The sequence below is a fragment of the Methylophilus sp. UBA6697 genome (assembly GCF_002454655.1).
Taxonomy (GTDB): Bacteria; Pseudomonadota; Gammaproteobacteria; order Burkholderiales; family Methylophilaceae; genus Methylophilus.
Genome location: NZ_DKJH01000019.1, coordinates 128072 through 144333, shown reverse-complemented (window position 1 = coordinate 144333; position 16262 = coordinate 128072). Strand labels below are relative to the sequence as shown.

General features: G+C 49.5%; 22 protein-coding genes. 10 read left to right on the top strand and 12 right to left on the bottom strand.

Annotated elements, in window-relative coordinates:
* Positions 1–162 precede the first annotated feature (162 nt).
* Positions 163–918, bottom strand: a complete 756-nt coding sequence (locus B3355_RS05865; RefSeq protein ID WP_292781357.1) for an SDR family NAD(P)-dependent oxidoreductase — start codon at positions 916–918, stop codon at positions 163–165.
* Positions 919–1034: 116 nt separating this feature from the next.
* Here B3355_RS05865 and B3355_RS05860 point away from each other — a divergent pair, with 116 nt between their 5' ends.
* Positions 1035–1934 (top strand): LysR family transcriptional regulator, encoded by a 900-nt coding sequence (locus tag B3355_RS05860; RefSeq protein ID WP_292781354.1) that lies wholly within the window; start codon positions 1035–1037, stop codon positions 1932–1934.
* Positions 1935–2015: 81 nt separating this feature from the next.
* On the opposite strand, the gene B3355_RS05855 is transcribed toward B3355_RS05860, so the two are convergent.
* The 3 genes from B3355_RS05855 to B3355_RS05845 form a co-directional block, all read right to left on the bottom strand.
* Complete coding sequence (locus B3355_RS05855) at positions 2016–2324, bottom strand: hypothetical protein (protein ID WP_292781351.1); 309 nt, start codon at positions 2322–2324, stop codon at positions 2016–2018.
* Positions 2325–2356: 32 nt separating this feature from the next.
* A complete protein-coding gene (locus tag B3355_RS05850) occupies positions 2357–2944 on the bottom strand; it encodes an RNA polymerase sigma factor (protein WP_292781345.1) in 588 nt (195 codons plus the stop codon).
* Positions 2945–3019: 75 nt separating this feature from the next.
* Positions 3020–3829: an AraC family transcriptional regulator gene (locus B3355_RS05845; RefSeq protein ID WP_292781342.1), complete on the bottom strand. Its 810-nt coding sequence runs from the start codon at positions 3827–3829 to the stop codon at positions 3020–3022.
* Between the two features lie 103 nt (positions 3830–3932).
* Between B3355_RS05845 and B3355_RS05840 the strand changes: the two genes are divergently transcribed.
* Positions 3933–4466, top strand: coding sequence for a carboxymuconolactone decarboxylase family protein (locus tag B3355_RS05840; RefSeq protein ID WP_292781339.1), 534 nt, complete (start codon positions 3933–3935; stop codon positions 4464–4466).
* A gap of 55 nt (positions 4467–4521) precedes the next feature.
* Here the strand turns inward: B3355_RS05840 and B3355_RS05835 are convergent, their stop codons facing one another.
* Positions 4522–5271 carry an alpha/beta fold hydrolase gene (locus B3355_RS05835; RefSeq protein WP_292781336.1) on the bottom strand — a complete coding sequence of 250 codons (750 nt, stop codon included), beginning with the start codon at positions 5269–5271 and terminating at the stop codon, positions 4522–4524.
* A gap of 168 nt (positions 5272–5439) precedes the next feature.
* Here B3355_RS05835 and B3355_RS05830 point away from each other — a divergent pair, with 168 nt between their 5' ends.
* The 3 genes from B3355_RS05830 to B3355_RS05820 all read left to right on the top strand — a co-directional run bounded on the left by B3355_RS05830 (position 5440) and on the right by B3355_RS05820 (position 8244).
* Complete coding sequence (locus B3355_RS05830; RefSeq protein WP_292781333.1) at positions 5440–6189, top strand: nuclease-related domain-containing protein; 750 nt, start codon at positions 5440–5442, stop codon at positions 6187–6189.
* Between the two features lie 124 nt (positions 6190–6313).
* The gene (locus B3355_RS05825; protein WP_019881558.1) at positions 6314–6622 is read left to right on the top strand and encodes a BON domain-containing protein; all 309 of its coding nucleotides are present in this window, start codon (positions 6314–6316) and stop codon (positions 6620–6622) included.
* A 170-nt stretch (positions 6623–6792) separates the two neighbouring features.
* Positions 6793–8244: a phage tail sheath family protein gene (locus tag B3355_RS05820; protein ID WP_292781328.1), complete on the top strand. Its 1452-nt coding sequence runs from the start codon at positions 6793–6795 to the stop codon at positions 8242–8244.
* A gap of 75 nt (positions 8245–8319) precedes the next feature.
* Here the strand turns inward: B3355_RS05820 and B3355_RS05815 are convergent, their stop codons facing one another.
* The 5 genes from B3355_RS05815 to B3355_RS05795 all read right to left on the bottom strand — a co-directional run bounded on the left by B3355_RS05815 (position 8320) and on the right by B3355_RS05795 (position 11157).
* Entirely contained in the window at positions 8320–8658 is a 339-nt protein-coding gene (locus tag B3355_RS05815; RefSeq protein WP_292781325.1) for a four-helix bundle copper-binding protein, read from the bottom strand.
* Positions 8659–8768: 110 nt separating this feature from the next.
* Positions 8769–9074 carry a hypothetical protein gene (locus B3355_RS05810; protein WP_292781322.1) on the bottom strand — a complete coding sequence of 102 codons (306 nt, stop codon included), beginning with the start codon at positions 9072–9074 and terminating at the stop codon, positions 8769–8771.
* A gap of 114 nt (positions 9075–9188) precedes the next feature.
* Positions 9189–9740 (bottom strand): c-type cytochrome, encoded by a 552-nt coding sequence (locus tag B3355_RS05805; protein WP_024929570.1) that lies wholly within the window; start codon positions 9738–9740, stop codon positions 9189–9191.
* A 188-nt stretch (positions 9741–9928) separates the two neighbouring features.
* On the bottom strand, positions 9929–10792 hold the full coding sequence (locus B3355_RS05800; RefSeq protein WP_292781317.1) for an SDR family oxidoreductase: 864 nt from the start codon (positions 10790–10792) through the stop codon (positions 9929–9931).
* A gap of 41 nt (positions 10793–10833) precedes the next feature.
* Positions 10834–11157 carry a hypothetical protein gene (locus B3355_RS05795; RefSeq protein WP_292781314.1) on the bottom strand — a complete coding sequence of 108 codons (324 nt, stop codon included), beginning with the start codon at positions 11155–11157 and terminating at the stop codon, positions 10834–10836.
* 302 nt (positions 11158–11459) lie between these two features.
* Between B3355_RS05795 and B3355_RS05790 the strand changes: the two genes are divergently transcribed.
* Genes B3355_RS05790 through B3355_RS05780 form a run of 3 tightly spaced genes read left to right on the top strand, consistent with a single transcriptional unit; the run spans position 11460 to position 14286 of the window.
* A complete protein-coding gene (locus B3355_RS05790) occupies positions 11460–12764 on the top strand; it encodes an SAM-dependent methyltransferase (protein ID WP_292781311.1) in 1305 nt (434 codons plus the stop codon).
* A gap of 25 nt (positions 12765–12789) precedes the next feature.
* Positions 12790–13599, top strand: coding sequence for a DUF7133 domain-containing protein (locus tag B3355_RS05785; RefSeq protein ID WP_292781308.1), 810 nt, complete (start codon positions 12790–12792; stop codon positions 13597–13599).
* Positions 13600–13629: 30 nt separating this feature from the next.
* Positions 13630–14286, top strand: coding sequence for a LuxR C-terminal-related transcriptional regulator (locus tag B3355_RS05780; protein ID WP_292781305.1), 657 nt, complete (start codon positions 13630–13632; stop codon positions 14284–14286).
* On the opposite strand, the gene B3355_RS05775 is transcribed toward B3355_RS05780, so the two are convergent.
* Positions 14287–14892: a YIP1 family protein gene (locus B3355_RS05775; protein WP_019881546.1), complete on the bottom strand. Its 606-nt coding sequence runs from the start codon at positions 14890–14892 to the stop codon at positions 14287–14289.
* A gap of 247 nt (positions 14893–15139) precedes the next feature.
* Here B3355_RS05775 and B3355_RS05770 point away from each other — a divergent pair, with 247 nt between their 5' ends.
* Positions 15140–15604: a PA2169 family four-helix-bundle protein gene (locus B3355_RS05770; protein WP_019881545.1), complete on the top strand. Its 465-nt coding sequence runs from the start codon at positions 15140–15142 to the stop codon at positions 15602–15604.
* Positions 15605–15716: 112 nt separating this feature from the next.
* The gene (locus B3355_RS05765; RefSeq protein WP_292781300.1) at positions 15717–15971 is read left to right on the top strand and encodes a hypothetical protein; all 255 of its coding nucleotides are present in this window, start codon (positions 15717–15719) and stop codon (positions 15969–15971) included.
* A gap of 42 nt (positions 15972–16013) precedes the next feature.
* Here B3355_RS05765 and B3355_RS05760 read toward each other — a convergent pair whose 3' ends face one another.
* Entirely contained in the window at positions 16014–16241 is a 228-nt protein-coding gene (locus tag B3355_RS05760; protein ID WP_019881543.1) for a DUF2171 domain-containing protein, read from the bottom strand.
* Positions 16242–16262 lie beyond the last annotated feature (21 nt).

Here is a 16262-nt window from a genome sequence, read left to right as displayed (position 1 = left end):
CCATGGCGACCTCTGAATCCACCTAAAAGAATCCTGCTCAGAATAAACAACCCGACTGCGGAGCAGTAATCAATAGCATGAATGCCATCGGCCAATACAATCTCTCACTACAATAACCAAACAAAGGCCCTCAACCCAGAGAGCCTTTATTTTCAGCCCAACTTAAATCTGAGCCTGGCCACCATCGACAAAGAACTCAATGCCGTTGATAAAGCTGGCATCAGGTGATGATAAAAACGCCACTGCCTTCGCCACTTCATCAGGGTCACCCACTCTTCCCATAGGCACTTGAGAACCTAAATAATCCAGCAAGCCTTGTTGTTGCGCTGGGTCCTTACCGGCAAGTTCTACCAAACCTGGTGTTTTGATCGGGCCTGGGCTGACGACATTGACACGAATACCGCGGTCTTTGAGGTCTAAAATCCAACTACGGGCGAGGTTGCGAATGGCTGCTTTGGATGCGCTGTAAATACTAAACGCGGCGGTGCCTTTAACGCTGGTGGTTGAGCCAGTTAATACAATGGACGCGCCATCTTTAAGTAAGGGCAATGCTTTTTGTACGGTGAAAATCACGCCTTTGACATTTCTGCCAAAAATATCTTCGTAGTGATCTTCGGTAATGGCGCCCAACGGCAACATATTACCGCCACCCGCATTGGCATAGATCACATCAATCTGGGAGTGGTCTTGCTGCACGGCATCATAGAGGCGGTCAATATCCGCCAGTTTGGACATATCGGCCTGAACGCCTTTCACCTTACCGCCTATGGTTTTGATCGCGGCCTCTAACTCGGCTTGTCTACGGCCAGTGATATAGACATGCGCACCCAGGTTTGCAAAGTGTTTGGCTGTGGCAAGACCAATACCGCTAGTACCACCGGTAACGACGACGACTTTGTTTTCAAATGTTGCTGACATGATATTTCTCCTTAAGTAATGAAATAACGTTTACTGCATGGATGAAATATTGCCAGTGAGCCAATAAATGCACTAGACTGCTTTTATGAGTTTAATTGTTCCAAAATTGAGCCAATATGCGTGATATTAATGATTACATTCTGTTTGCGGAGGTGGTGAGCGGCGGCAGTTTTGCGGCTGCCAGCAGACGCGTGCGCATTCCTAAATCCACCATCAGCAGAAGAATTGGTTTGCTGGAAGAGCGGCTTGGCGTTCGCTTAATCGAAAGATCGACCAGGCGATTCCGCGTGACTGAGATCGGGCAATCGTTTTATGAGCGTTGCAAAGTGATTATGCTGGATGTGGAACAGGCGGACTCCATCGTTTCTGAGTCGCTCAGTGAGCCCAAAGGCTTAGTAAGATGCAGTTGTCCGCTAGGCTTGTACGAAACGCTGGCGCCAATTTGTTCTTCATTTCTTCTGGCTTACCCGCAAGCCAGATTACAACTGGTCGCCGGGGATAATCCGGTGAACCTGATCGAGGATAGAATCGACGTCGCCATCAGGGTGCGCACGGTATTGGATACCGACGGCTCTTTGGTGATGAGAACACTTGGGCATTCCGAGCGCATTTTGGTCGCTTCACCTGCGTTTGCGAGCAAGATAGATCAATCCAGCCTGGATAATTTATCCGCCTTGCCAACCATCGCGACCTCAGACCAGAACCATGCCATCGAATGGCAATTCCACCATGCATCATTAGGCACAAAATCTATCTGGCATGAACCAACATTGAGCTGCGTAGACTTTTCAACAGTAAGAGAAGCCGCCATTGCTGGCATTGGGGTGGCGTTATTGCCTGACCATACGTGCAGCCAAGCGTTAAAAAGTGGAAGATTGGTCAGGGTGTTCCCGGAGTGGAAAACGTCCTTGGGCATTCTGCACATTGTATTTACTACACGGCGTGGGCTGCCGCCAGTGGTGCGTGCATTTATTGACCACCTGGCGAGCCAGGTTAAACACACTGGCAATGCGTAGTTTCTGTCTCCAAATAAACAATGGCTTCCAAAACATGGAAGCCATTGTTTATTTCTTATCGATTAAGCATATATTTCGTCCCTACTCAGCATCTTTCTTAGATCTGAAGCGACTGAACAAACCACAACGCACTTTCTCTTGTTCATCTGCTGTCATTGCTTCACTCGCGCAATGCCTATGGTGATGCCCATGGCGACCTCTGAATCCACCAAAAAGAATCCTGCTCAGAATCAACAAGCCGACTGCGTGGCAGTAATCAATGACATGAATACCATCGGCCAATGAAACGACCACGTGGTTCCATAACAGCATGACCACATAAGATAAGGCCGCGATGCAGACTACAGCTAACGCTGCGAATGCAGCACATTTACTTTTACAATTTTTCATTCATCTCTCCAATAATTTGGTTATTAATATGATTAGTCACTAGCATGCAGTTGCTCTCTGAGGAAAGTCACTGCATACCTTTTTCTTGCTAATAAAGTGTTGATGCCAACACCTGTTTCTGCGGCAATTTGTTTAAAGCTTTTGCCATCTAACTCATGTGCGATAAACACTTGCCGTTGCTCACTGGGCAGTTGATTTAGCGTCGAGATCACATGCTCAACCAGCATTTTTCTTTCGTAAATTGACGCCGGGGTTTCGGTTTCAACTGAAAGTATCGATTCCAGCCAGAGCGCATCGTCATTTTCGTCCTGCTCTAGTGCGACTTCCTGCTTTTGCTTTCTAAACCGGTCAATAATGCGGTTTCTTGCCACACGGTATAACCAGGCACCGACTTGCTCCAGTGGCTCTGGCAGGCGGTAAGCTGAAACAAACTCATAGAACACATCCTGCAAAATATCATCTGCGTCACCGGCATTGGGGACGCTTTTGCGGATGAAATTGCGCAGCCTGGCTTTTTCTTTATTGAATGTTTCTGTGATCACCGAATCTTGCTGCGCCATATCACGCTGTGCCAAATAGTGCTGCGTTGTGAGTAAATTGTTTTCTAAATGTATATCCATGCTGTGAAGACGTTTCAGCATTGGAAATATTGTATGCACCCTGAAATATTTTTAAATAAAGTGTGAGCCGCATGGTTATTGCCACTCTGTTGGCGTGGTGCCTAGCCGTTTTGCAAACACGCGACTGAATGCGGCGGAGCTTTGGTAGCCGACTTGTGTGGCGATACTTTTGAGTGGCTTGCCTTGCCGAATCAGGTTTTGTGCAATTGAGAGCCGCCAGTCGGTAAGATAGTCTAATGGCGTGGTGCCTACCGTGGCTTTAAAGTTGGCGGCAAACCTGGCGCGTGACATGCCGGACTCTTCAGCCAATGTTTCCAGTGTCCACGGATGGGATGGATTTTCATGCATGGCTTTGACTGCTTGTGCCAAGCGCGGCTCTGCCAGTGCGGCAAAAATGCTTTGCTGAAGCTGGCCGTGCTGAATGACATGGCGCAGAATCTGGATCAGGAAATATTCTGCCAGCCTATCTAATGCAGCTTGCCTGCCTAAGTCTTGTTCAAATGCTTCATGAAACAATAACTGCAATGTCGGTGCAATCTGCTGCATATCACTCAAGGGCACAATCACAAATTCGGGCAAAGCTGTCGCCAGCGGACTGCGTACTTTGGCACCGAGATCAATCATGGCGCAGACCAATTCACATGGTTCACCTGCCACAGGTGTGAGCACATGTATGGTAGGTTTGGGGAAGAACACTACGCTGGGCTGATCTATGCGAGCGAGCGGCTTGCCCCTGAACATCAGGTCGAGCTGGCCAGAACGTAGCAAATGAATATGGCCCACCTGACCCGCCCCATCAAAATTCACCACCTGGCAAAGATCGCCGGTAAAAAACACCCGAGCTGAGAGGGAGATTTGATTCAACAGTGGCAACAATGGATCCAAACGATACTCCTGATCAACATAATGAGATCTTTGATAATCATGAGTATTGCATGATATCTCCAACGCACAAAGCGTCTTAATTAACCAGACAAGGAGATTCATCATGGCACGTATTCAAACTATCAACCGCGAAACCGCAACTGCTGAAGTCAACGCGACACTGGATGCAGTGAAAGCCAAACTGGGCAAGGTGCCTAATTTAATTGCAACTTTGGCACAAGCGCCTGTTGCCTTAAATGCTTACCTGGGTTTGAGCGAAGGGGTGACCAAAGGCCGCTTAAGCGCAAAACAGAGAGAGTCACTGGCGCTGGCGATTGGTCAGGCCAATAATTGCCAGTATTGCTTGTCGGCACATAGCCTGATTGCCAAAGGGGCAGGTCTTAATACTGAAGCGATTCAGGCCGCACGTAAAGCTGAAGCAACTGATGCAGTGACGGCTGGCTTATTGAAACTGGCAGTGAAAATTGTGCAACAACGCGGCGTAATTTCTGACCAGGACTTTATCGAAGCGCATTTAGCGGGTGTGGATGATGGCCTGATTCTGGAGGTGATTGCCCATGTCGCGTTAAACACCTTGACCAACTACACCAACCATATCGCCCAGACGGAGATTGATTTTCCAGTAGTGACTTTATAAATCGGCGAGATCAGGCCACTAAAGTGTGGCCTGATTGTTTCTGGATAGATACGACTCAAGCAAGAAAGGCTTCTACCGCCTGGATAAATAATTGCGGCTGTTCGGCATGCACCCAATGGTCGGTTGGCAAGGTGACAAATTCGGCTTGAGGGAAATGCTGTTGAAGCTCGGTGATATCACTGTCTTGCACATAATCACTACGTTCACCACGAATAAACAAACTAGGCGGAGCAAAATGTACTGCAATCGCTGTAATCAATGTCGCATAATTGGCTTTGAGCCCTTGCAGGTTAATCCGCCACTGCAACTGCGCTTCGTTTTTGACCAGATTCGTGAGTAAAAACTGCCGTACCCTCACATTAGCGATGGAGCCCTTTAAAGCATTATCCACCTCATTACGTGATGCCATTTGGCTGAGGTTGACTGCCAGCATGTGATCCATTAACTGCGTGTATCTGTCCGGGTAAGTGCGCATGGCCATATCCACCACGATGAGTTTGCTCACTTTTTCGGGATACTGCGTGGCAAATTGCATGGCGACCTTGCCGCCAAGCGAGTGACCAAGTAAATGCACTTGCTCTAAACCGAGGGCATTGAATGTTTCGAGTAAATCATTGGCCATTTCAGGATAGGTTTGTGAATCACTGTGCGGCGAACGGCCGTGATTGCGTAAATCGACGCTGATGACCTGGTAATGCTGTGCAAAATGTTTAGCGATGCTGCCCCAATTGTCTGCCGAACCGAATAGCCCGTGTAATAAAACCAGTGGTTGGCCCTGGCCTAGCGTTTGAGTATGTAATTGCATGCTTAACGATTAAGTAGTTTGAATTTAGCGCTATGGTATCTCAAAGTGCTCCATCGTAAATATCGATCAACGCCCAATCGACTTTTGCAAGCCCTTCAGATAAGATAACTTTTTTTAACAATCATATTTAATANNACCCAGTACCTGCTACGAAGTGCAGGGGAGTCAGTGAAGGCGCAATTATCTGATGTAGATAGCGAATTAGGTATGTACCTTATGCTGCCGCCGATGATTTCATTATTTATTTACGCGTATTATTCAAATCTCCCTTCGGTTAAACATCCCCTGATACTAGGGATTATCACCGGCGTGATCTTCTTCGGCTATATCCTGTTCAAATTAATCAAGCTGATCAAACTACGTGAAAAATTGCGACTGGGCTACGATGCTGAGCTGGCGGTAGGCCAAGAACTCAATACGCTGATGCGACATGGTTATCACGTTTTTCACGATGTCACGCTGAAAAATACAATCAGCAGCTTTAATATTGACCATGTGGTGGTTGGTAAAACCGGCGTATATGCGATTGAAACTAAAGGGCGATCAAAGCCGCTGTTCAAAAATGGCGGTCATCAACACAGGGTTAATTTTGACGGAAAGCGACTGCGCTTTCCCGGTTGGAGCGAAGAGAAGCCTGCTGAACAGGCAACACGCCAAGCGCAATCTTTGCAACAATGGTTAAGTCATGCCGTTGGTGAGGCTGTGACCGTAAAGGCCGTGATCGCCCTGCCTGGTTGGTACGTAACGCATACTCAACGCTCAGAAATTGCCGTCAACAATGGCAAGAACCCCGAGCGCTACTTTAATGCGCAACGACCAGAAAACACATCTGAAAAATTCACACACCAAATTGCACACCAACTGGAAAACATTTGTCGTGATATTGAGCCCATTGCGCTGACCAAACCAAAATCATAAACACACTCAACGCCAAGTGATCGTCAGTGGACTCCTACGCCAGGATCAGAATGCGCTGTATTCCTAACTTTTCGTGATGCCTGAATAATGAAACCTCCACAAATTAATCAAACAAGGAATCATCATGAAAAACACATTCAAATCCCTTCTGTTAGTAAGTGCTTTGACATTGCCTATGGCTGGTTTTGCGGCGGATGGTGACTCGATTGGCACCAAGGTTGAAGACTCTGTGATCACCGCCAAAGTGAAAACAGCGTTTGCCAAAGACAAAGCGGTGAGTGCGACAGACATTAAAGTAGAAACCGACAGCAATGGCCTGGTGCAATTGTCTGGTGTGGTGAAATCGAAAGCCGAAGCAGATAAAGCGGTGCTGTTGGCTAAAAATGTGAAAGGTGTGACTGCCGTGAAAGACGATATTGTGGTTGCACAATAAGTGTTCTGCACATGACCTTGCCCATAGGAATCAGCGCGATTCCTATGGGCAGTTTTACGATCTAGTCCTCTCTCGCCTTCTGCAAGCTCCCTCTCCCCTGCTACGCTAAACAGCCTATAATGGCTTGAACACTGTTGTCATCACGTGTGCCACATTTGGGGACATCAATCATGGCTATTTATAAAACGCCCGGCGTTTATATTGAAGAAGTGAGCAAGCTCCCGCCCAGTATTCCAACCCTGGAAACGGCGATCCCGGCATTGATAGGCTATACCGAAAAAGCGGATAGACAAGGTGTGTCGCTGTCATTCGTCGCCACAAAAATCTACTCCTTACTGGATTATGAAAACCTGTTTGGTGGCGCAGCCAAGTCCAAGGTAACGCTGTGGCTGGATGCACAAGACCAAGTGATTGACGCTACGGTCGATCAACCGTTTTATCTCTATGACAGCGTGCGGCTGTTTTTTGCCAATGGTGGCGGCCAGTGCGTGATCGCCTCCGTCGGCAACTACAACGACCAGGTTTCAGCAGCCACATTGGCAGCTGGTTTAAGCGCCATAGAGACAGACCCGCTGCCAACGCTGATCACCATGCCCGAAGCTGCCCTATGCCGTGAGGCACATACGCTGGAGGCGACTGCGCTGGCGCAATGTGCACAGGTACAAAACCGGTTTGCGTTGTTTGATTTGCGTCTGCAACATAATCCGGCTGACTTCGCCACCGAAGCCGCGCGTTTCAGGCAAAGCCTGGGCATGGACCACCTGAAATATGGTGCAGCCTATGGTCCCTGGCTGGTGACCAGCCTAGCAAGAAGCACGGACTTTAACCAGTTGATGTTTAAACGTAAAGGCGATGGCAGTGTGGTCAGTGCTGAGCAGCTCACCCAGGACCAAGGTATGCAGGCGCTTATCGCAGAAATACGCGCTGCCGGGTTAGTCAAGGCGACGCCTGAATCCCAGGCGCAATTAGCGTCACTCAACCAAAAGCTATACGCACAATATATGCTCGCCAAACAATGGATAGATGCTGCGAATATCGCTTTGAATACCTTACCGTCTACGGGTGCCGTCGCGGGCGTGTATGCCGCGGTCGATCAGAAGCGTGGCGTCTGGAAGGCGCCCGCCAATGTGTCACTTAACGAGGTGATACGGCCAGTGTTTAACCTCACCAGCACACAGCAACAGGATTACAACGTGGATGTAGACGCTGGCAAATCAATTAATATCATCCGCAAATTTACGGGCAAAGGCACGCAGATATGGGGTGCACGGACACTGGCTGGCAACGACAATGAATGGCGTTATATTCCTGTGCGGCGATTGTTTAGCTGGGTAGAAGCATACGTTGGCCAAGGGTTGCAGCAGATGGTATTTGAGCCTAACGATGCCAATACCTGGGTGCGTGCGCAAGCCATGATAGAAAACTTTTTAATCTTGTTGTGGCGACAAGGTGCATTGCAGGGCAGCAAGCCGGAACAGGCATTTTTTGTGAATATTGGCCTGGGAAAAACCATGACGGCAAATGATATTGCGCAAGGTCTGATGCGGATTGAAATGGGTATGGCAGTTGTGCGACCGGCCGAGTTTATTATATTGAAACTTACGGTTAAGCAAGCTGGTTAAATACACTGCGTGCAAGGTGGCTTGCACTCAGGCATCGCCACCTGCTCATAGAAGCGAAGAGAGATCATTTGCATATTATGCGAATGCAGCAGCGCCCACCTTCAGGCATGCCTCTGCACAACTGCGACAGGCCTGTGCGCACGCACGGCAATGTTCAGAGGCATGTTGCTCGCATTGATCGGCACAGGCGGTACAAATTTCCGCACAGTCCTGGCAAACCAGTTCAACAAAGTCGCTGCGACGCGCAATAAATGAAGCCGTCAGGCGACAGAAATCCGCGCAATCCATATCCAGCTCAATACAGGTTCGCAACATCGGGTTGGCCTCAGTTTCACAGGCGATCGCACAGCTTTCACACGTGTCTGCACATTTTTTACACAGTTCCATACATAACTTCAGGTCTTTTTCAGTCATGGTTTTCTCCAGCTTAGTAGCGTTTTAAGAATACTTCGAACTTAGTCACCCTGCCCTGCCAGACTTAAACACAATTTAAGCCATGCAGGGCAATCGACTGATGTGGGCCATTACTGTTTCACGCCCGTGCCGCCGTCTTGGGGCTTTTCATGAAAACGTTTGCTTTTTTCAACGTTGCCCGGCTTGGACTGTTTATTACCAACGCCCTGCCGACCCTGCGTATCGCTGTTACCAGTGGTGGCCGCATTATTATTGTCAGGTTGTGGCTCCAGATAATCGCCGTTCTGGTGCGTATCAGGTACCTGATTTTTTTGCTGCTGTGCGGGCGGCGCGCTGTCTGGTGGTGCCGCAAAAGCAACTGTCATTGAACATAAAAACGTACTGGCTAATAGTATTGAAAGTAATTTTTTCATCATCGCATCCTCATAAAGTTTTAAAGTCACCTGCCAGATTTGGCAGGCTTAGACTCATGCTAATGATGTGGTTAACAGCTGTATGTCAGTGTCTTTACAAAAAAGCTGTAGGATAAATTATGAAGCGGCCTCTTCATTGCCAGTCAGGCTGCCATGGCTACGTATCCAGGCAATGACTTTCAGCAACTCGTCGGGGGTAATACCGTTGTTTGGGTCTGAGGGGTCCATCAAACCCTTGCCTTTAGCGCCCATCCCACCGTTGGTGCCATTCCAGACCGTCTCAAACATGCCTTTATTGGTGGCATCTTTGGCGTAGTTGTAATTAGGCCCGGTCAGCGCTGGCCCGACCTGTCCACCTGCGTCCGGACCATGGCATTGCGTACAGGAATAAAGCTGGAAGGTTTTTTTACCCTGGGCAATCGCATCTTCCTTGCCCACATAGGGGTTTTTACCGGTGGCTAAAAACTCTTTGGCGGCAGGGGTATCGAACAGCTCGGCCTTGATTTCCAGCGGAGAACCATCCTGTGTTTTAACGAACTTAATGGCCTCACCACTAGCAGACGCTCCAGCAGTAGATTCCCCGGCGGCGCCAGTAGTCGATGCCTGTTTATCACAGGCGGAGAGTCCAGCAACTAATACCAACAGGCCTAAGCCAAGCTTGTGATTCATGTCGTTCTCCTAATAATTGTGTTATTCACGCGATTGATGACGCAACCCATTATGAATAAAAGGAAAATGTGCGCCCATGTAACAAAGGCGGAATTTGCTGTAGGAGAATTCGGACGTCACGCCAGGAAATAATCGGCGTAAAAAAGCCTGGCATACACCAGGCGTACTTCGACCAGGCAAGTGGTCAATTAACCGTTAATAATTTCACCACCATTCGGGTGTATCACCTGTCCGGTCATATATGACGATGCCTGGCTGGCCAAGAACACATAGGCGGGCGCAATTTCACTCGGTTGTGCAGGTCGCTTTAAAGGCACCTGGCTACCAAACTCGCTGACTTTCTTTTCATCAAAACTGGCGGGAATCAACGGTGTCCACACTGGCCCCGGTGCCACCGCATTGACGTAAATATCCTTATGCACCAACTGTCGCGATAATGAGCGTGTAAATGACACCACGGCGCCCTTGGTGGCCGAATAATCCAGCAGCTCAGGGCTACCACGATAAGCCGTCACCGACGCGGTATTGATAATATGGCTTTTTTTCGGCAGATGCGGCAAGGCTGCCTTCACCATATAAAACATGGAGAAAATATTGGTGCGGAAAGTATGTTCGAGCTGGCGCTGGCTGATTTCGACAATGCTGGTCTGCGGAAACTGCTGGGCGGCATTGTTGATGACAATATCCAATTGGCCAAACTGCAGCAGCGTGTTGTGCACGACCTGCTCACAGAACCGCTCGTCTGAAACATCACCTGGAATCAGCAAACACTGGCTGCCATAGGCTTCCACCAGTTGCTGGGTCTTTGCCGCATCTTCATGTTCATCTAGATAAACAATCACCAGATCGGCACCTTCTGCGGCAAAATGCACCGCCACGGCGCGGCCAATGCCGCTATCACCACCGGTAATAATGGCCACTTTAGCTTTGAGCTTATCGCTGCCGGCGTATTCCTCTTCAATATATTGTGGCTGGGGATGCATATCTTCTTCCCGGCCGGGCTGCACATATTGGTGCTGCGGCGGATTGATTTTATGTTCAACAACTTCCATGACGTTCTCCTTGGTTGTGACCAAATCTGGCCTCAGCAACATTAATTCTTTAAATGATTGTCCGTGGCGGGTGGGACAGGCTCGCGCGGATCGGGCCGCGGCTGACTGTTCTGGCGCCGCTGATTCTGGTTAGGCAAACCTTCAGCTGGCACCTCTGGCGGGACAATGACACCACGCTCATGTGGCATTTTCGGTGGCACATTGACGCTGTCAGAATCGATATTGCAGGACGGTTTATTTGAAATGGCGGCATCTTCGCAAGGCGGTACGGCATTGTTCACTGGCGGCGCAGACCAAGCATTTCCCGACCACACACTGCAACACAATGAGCCAGCCAATAACATCCAGGTAAGTGTCTTTTGCATACTGTCTTCTCCTTAAAATATAAGAAAGATACAACTGCATCATGCATTGTATGGCCGCAAATACCGCGTCGCCGTCGGCAGTCAACTGATTCGGCTGTAGGAGTTGCCACGGGTAAAAACCCTCTGTGTCAGACTGGTCTGACAACACAATCAGCCCCTGCCCGATACTTGGTCATCGGCTTCATTTTTACACTGCTGGCAGATGGTATTCATCTGCCAGGGCCGCGCATTGGGATCAGCAATCCATATGCATGCTGATGCCAGCCCATATTAAAAATAAGCTTTTTGAGTAGGAGTACGCCATGAGTAGTTATCCCGTTAATGCTTTAGCCATGCCATTGTCACTGGAGCAATCAACCGCGAGTGGCGACATTACCGAAAGTGGAGACATCATCCAGGCGCGCTACATTCTGAACCGTTTGTTTCAGGACTACCCAGTGGCCTTTGCCGTGCGTTTGTGGAACGGCAGTATGCTGACGATCGGCGACGGCGCAGCAGCGTTTACCTTTTGCCTGGAACAGGCATCGGTATTACGTGACATGGTATGGTTTAGCAACCCTAAACGCCTGGTGGAGGCCTATTGCTCAGGTGAAGTACAGATTCAGGGGGACTTTCATGCCGCCATGCAGTTGCGTGAACATTTCGAATCTCTATCTTTGCCGCTGCATGAAAAACTAGGCCTGGTCTTCCGGGCACTGACCCTGGCCAATAACCAACAGGCGCTACCCGAACACACTGCCCACACACCTCACTCCCCGACACAACCTCAATCCGCAAGCGTTCCCTCCTCACATGGCATTGCACTCAGTTACGATGTGCCTGAGGACTTTTATCAGCGCTGGCTGGGTGAACAGATGCTGCACTCGTGTGCTTATTTCGCAAGCCCAACACACACCCTGGCGCAAGCGCAGCAAACACAGTTAACACTGATCTGCCAGAAACTGCATTTGCAACATGGTGACACGCTACTGGATATTGCTTGCGGCTGGGGCACACTGGCCTGCTGGGCGGCCAAGCATTACGGGGTATTTGTACACGGCATCACACATAACCCAACGCAATATGCGTATGCACTCAAGCAAGTGCAACAACAAGGCCTGACGCATCTGGTCAAGATAGAGCTGGCGGACTATCGCACACTGCCTGCGCTGGGCAGTTACGACAAAGCAGCTTGCATCAGCATTGCCGACCATCTAGGCGCAGCGCATTATCCGGACTTCCTAGCCAAGGTACACGCAGCACTCAAACCCGGCGGGTTATTTTTGAGCCATGTGATCACGGCGGAAAATCCGGCTGGCCAGCAAGACGCCTCCACCGCCTTTATCAACCGTCAGCTATACCCGGCAGGCGAGTTAACCTCTTTCGCCCATCTGTTACAACACATGGATAGCGCCAGGTTTGATGTATTTAATGTAGAGGGCTTGCGTCGACACTATGTGATGACCTTGCGCCAGTGGCTGGCAAACCTGGAGGCGCAACATACGTCGATTGCTGCCAGCATGGGGGAGCGTACTTACCGTATTTGGCGTCTGGCGATGACTGCTAGCGCCATCCAGTTCGAACAGGGCGTGACCGGCATGCACCAGATGCTGGCGACACGTAGATAATCTTAACCAACCAGGAAATAGCCAGATGCCCAACATACTCACAACCTCCCCTCAGCGACGCCTACTCACTGCCGCGGTTTGTATGCTGGCATTCAGCAGTTATTCGCAACCATCAAAACTACTGCAATCGCCAGGAATGCGCACCGTCTCTAACGCATCTATCAGCCAGTCAGGCTGGTTTCCAACCACGCAGGCGGCAGAAACCATGCGCGTACCAGAAGGCAAAAAGTCGATCTCAACGCCAGGCGCGAATGTGGTTGCTTTTGCCAATGACTTGCATCACCCGCGCTGGCTGTATGCTTTGCCCAATGGCGACATTCTGGTGGCAGAGAGTTATCCCCAGCCTAAAAATACAGCGTTTAGCCTGAAAAACTGGATCGCCAGCAAATGGATGCATGAAGCAGAGGAGCTGGCAGGTAGCCAACACCAGATTACCCTGCTGCGTGACAATGATGGCGATGGCATCGCTGATGAACGCCATGTGTTTATCAAGGATATCGCTGCCCCGCTGGGCGTGGCGCTGGTGGGCGACACATTTTATGTCGCCAATGCCGAGGCCCTGCTCTTGTTCCCCTACCAGGCAGGGCAAACCCAGATGACACAAACATCCGATCCTGAAACGGCTGATCAAACGATATTGATGCGACCGGCAGCGCAGGAAAAACTGGCGAAAACACCAATGGATGTGCTGACTGACATCCAGCAGGAGGATGGCGCCGCACAAGGACGTCCTGCCAATGTGCTACTCGATAAAAGAGGCTACCTGCTGGTGGCAGATGACGTCGGCAATGTGATCTGGCACGTGAAAGGCAATCGCAAAATCGCACAAAATTAGCCTTACTAGGCTTGAAATGGATAACAAGCCATGAAAAATATATTGTTAATCTACGGCCATGCGCTGAGCCATTGCGCATTAAAGGCACTGGTCAATGACGACCATAGCGTGCACCTGGCCGATGAGGCTGGCAGTGTGCATGACGCCATGTTGAAAATCCGCGAGCATACCTACGATGTCATCATTTTGGATGTGTCCGCAGCGGAAACCAATGGCCTGGAAGTATTCTGCGACCTCAAGCAAGCTTTTCCTGACCTGCCTGTCCTCATTATCAACGGCAGTGAACGGGTTGAGCGCATGATCCATTTTATCCGGCTGGGTTGCGCGGGTTATTTGTCTTACACGACAGACAGCGCGCAAGTGATTCCGGCTATCAATGCCATCGCCCGCGGACAAGCCTATGTTTCGCCTCAGCATCAGCAAATGGCTGCCAACAGCGAGCCCATGCTGCATGAACGTTTGTCACTGCGTGAGCTGCAGGTATTTTTCAAATTGATTAAAGGCCAGGCCGTGAATTCAATCGCGATGGAACTGGAGATTGCGCCAGGCTCTGTCAGTGTGTTTCGATCGAAGATCCTCAAAAAAATGCACGTGCTCAATAATGCTGCACTGATTTACTACGCGCTCAAATACCATCTGGCCCCCGTGGCGGGGGCTACCAGCAAATCAGCCAGGGAGGTGGCCTGATTACAATTTCTTAACGGCAAACTGCAATTGCTCAATGGCTTCCCATGAAATCAGTGAGCCGATCAAAATCACCGCAAATCCCAGCCCGGCGGTACACACAATCGCCATGCTGAGTGTGACCAGCGCCCCGCGTTCGCGGATACCAAAAATATAGCGCACACCTCGATACACCAGTAGCACCGATGCCAATACGGCTACTCCATGCACAACCACATTGAAACTTAAACTGGGCACAATATAAAACAGTGACGTCAGCCATAGCGGCGTGGTGGCTATCGTCATAATCAGCAAGGAGTCACGAAAATCAGGCTTGATATTAACCATCTCGGCCAGGTTTTGCGTAATCCAGGCCATCACCAACAACACGCCCAATTGCAAGAACAGCAACTCGGCACTCACCATCAGCAAACGGTTACCAGGCAGGTTATCAAAAAACAATTTTGGGTAATTGTGATATAGCCGCAGATACATCATCACGCAGGGAATCAACGATAACGGCAAGACATAGAACAGCATGAGTTGCGATACGCTGGGCTTTTCGGCCAGCAGAGATTTTGCCTCACCCCGCTTTGGTGACACGTAATTAAATAAATGGATAGGATTCATGCGGCGCTCCTTGAAACGAAAAAAGTGAATATCTGTTTATTAAAAAACAGGCCATCACACTGCGCCACAAGGCCTAGGCTGATTTGGCTGTAGGAAGATGCAATGCCATTGAGTCCAACGATGGATAAAGTAATTCCTACAGATATTTGCGGATTCATCCGATGCTGCCGACATACAGCCACGAGCATACTAAAGTTTCTGAATACATTTACTTCCACACATTTAATACACAATTTGGAGACTTACCATGGCAGACAATGACGATGTGATTTCTACCTTGAATGATTTGATCGAAGTATCGAAAGATGGCGAAGAAGGTTTTCGTTCTTCGGCAGAGCATGTAGATGAACCACAACTTAAAACATTCTTTTTGCGGCGGTCACAAGAGGTGGCTGCCAGCGTACAGGAGTTACAAGAGCTGGTGCGCTCACTGGGTGGCGAGCCTGCATCATCCACCAGCCTGGGTGGTGCCTTGCACAGACGCTGGATTGCCATTAAAACGGCGCTGACCAGTAACGATACCGTGGCCGTTTTAAACGAAACCGAACGTGGCGAAGATGTCGCCTTGGCTGCTTATCGCAAAGCGGCTGAAAAAGACTTGCCGACACATATCCGCTTTGTGGTGGTACGCCAGCTTGAAGGTGCCAAGCGTAATCATGACCAAGTAAAACAACTGCGCGATGCCGCACGTGCAGAAGCCGCCGCACATTAGTCATACCGGCACCACTCAACGGCTTTATTAGCCATCCCGAAGCCTCGTCTGACTGACGGGGCTTCGTTTACGTGTGTTGATCAACGTGCTTGAATAATCAGAGGAGATCCAAGTGAACCATCGTTCTGACAAATGGGATCAGTTAACCAATGAATGGGCAGAATCCCTTAAAAAAGCAAAAATCCGGCAGGCGATTATTGACGACAAGATGCATTCTTTTTTGCGGGGGAATGGTTGCCTGCCAACGGCAGAGGAGTTAAAAATCGTTGAAGAACTATGGCGTCAGCATGTAGAGGCCAGAAACAGAACAAATCAGTTTATCCAGGTGGTGCTGCAAAATTACACGACAACGGATGCGACTCAATAGGGATGCCCCTATCTGAAACCTCAGCCGCACCATGCCCGAAAATTAATCTGCTTCCCAGTCATTGGTGATCTGCGCCAGCGTACGGTTGATTTTCACAATACCGCCTTCAGTAGACACCACCCAGCTCACAGGGATGTAGTGGTGAACACCGGCTTCATCCTTTTTGAGTTTGATGACATCGTCACTTTCGAGATGGTCGACTACAGCAAAGTGTTCCGCCTGTGCGGTAGTGACAGGCATATCGGCTTTAATTTCTTTAGCATCAATCATGGCGCTTCCTATCCCGCTCAC

What these genes read in the sequence shown, in the direction of transcription:
- B3355_RS05785 (WP_292781308.1), top strand. Translation starts at nt 12,790, where the DNA reads ATGCCCAACATACTCACAACCTCCCCTCAGCGACGCCTACTCACTGCC.
- B3355_RS05840 (WP_292781339.1), top strand. Translation starts at nt 3,933, where the DNA reads ATGGCACGTATTCAAACTATCAACCGCGAAACCGCAACTGCTGAAGTC.
- B3355_RS05800 (WP_292781317.1), bottom strand. Translation starts at nt 10,792, where the DNA reads ATGGAAGTTGTTGAACATAAAATCAATCCGCCGCAGCACCAATATGTG.
- B3355_RS05820 (WP_292781328.1), top strand. Translation starts at nt 6,793, where the DNA reads ATGGCTATTTATAAAACGCCCGGCGTTTATATTGAAGAAGTGAGCAAG.
- B3355_RS05815 (WP_292781325.1), bottom strand. Translation starts at nt 8,658, where the DNA reads ATGACTGAAAAAGACCTGAAGTTATGTATGGAACTGTGTAAAAAATGT.
- B3355_RS05790 (WP_292781311.1), top strand. Translation starts at nt 11,460, where the DNA reads ATGAGTAGTTATCCCGTTAATGCTTTAGCCATGCCATTGTCACTGGAG.
- B3355_RS05865 (WP_292781357.1), bottom strand. Translation starts at nt 918, where the DNA reads ATGTCAGCAACATTTGAAAACAAAGTCGTCGTCGTTACCGGTGGTACT.
- B3355_RS05780 (WP_292781305.1), top strand. Translation starts at nt 13,630, where the DNA reads ATGAAAAATATATTGTTAATCTACGGCCATGCGCTGAGCCATTGCGCA.
- B3355_RS05835 (WP_292781336.1), bottom strand. Translation starts at nt 5,271, where the DNA reads ATGCAATTACATACTCAAACGCTAGGCCAGGGCCAACCACTGGTTTTA.
- B3355_RS05825 (WP_019881558.1), top strand. Translation starts at nt 6,314, where the DNA reads ATGAAAAACACATTCAAATCCCTTCTGTTAGTAAGTGCTTTGACATTG.
- B3355_RS05850 (WP_292781345.1), bottom strand. Translation starts at nt 2,944, where the DNA reads ATGGATATACATTTAGAAAACAATTTACTCACAACGCAGCACTATTTG.
- B3355_RS05855 (WP_292781351.1), bottom strand. Translation starts at nt 2,324, where the DNA reads ATGAAAAATTGTAAAAGTAAATGTGCTGCATTCGCAGCGTTAGCTGTA.
- B3355_RS05810 (WP_292781322.1), bottom strand. Translation starts at nt 9,074, where the DNA reads ATGATGAAAAAATTACTTTCAATACTATTAGCCAGTACGTTTTTATGT.
- B3355_RS05805 (WP_024929570.1), bottom strand. Translation starts at nt 9,740, where the DNA reads ATGAATCACAAGCTTGGCTTAGGCCTGTTGGTATTAGTTGCTGGACTC.
- B3355_RS05760 (WP_019881543.1), bottom strand. Translation starts at nt 16,241, where the DNA reads ATGATTGATGCTAAAGAAATTAAAGCCGATATGCCTGTCACTACCGCA.
- B3355_RS05775 (WP_019881546.1), bottom strand. Translation starts at nt 14,892, where the DNA reads ATGAATCCTATCCATTTATTTAATTACGTGTCACCAAAGCGGGGTGAG.
- B3355_RS05860 (WP_292781354.1), top strand. Translation starts at nt 1,035, where the DNA reads ATGCGTGATATTAATGATTACATTCTGTTTGCGGAGGTGGTGAGCGGC.
- B3355_RS05795 (WP_292781314.1), bottom strand. Translation starts at nt 11,157, where the DNA reads ATGCAAAAGACACTTACCTGGATGTTATTGGCTGGCTCATTGTGTTGC.
- B3355_RS05770 (WP_019881545.1), top strand. Translation starts at nt 15,140, where the DNA reads ATGGCAGACAATGACGATGTGATTTCTACCTTGAATGATTTGATCGAA.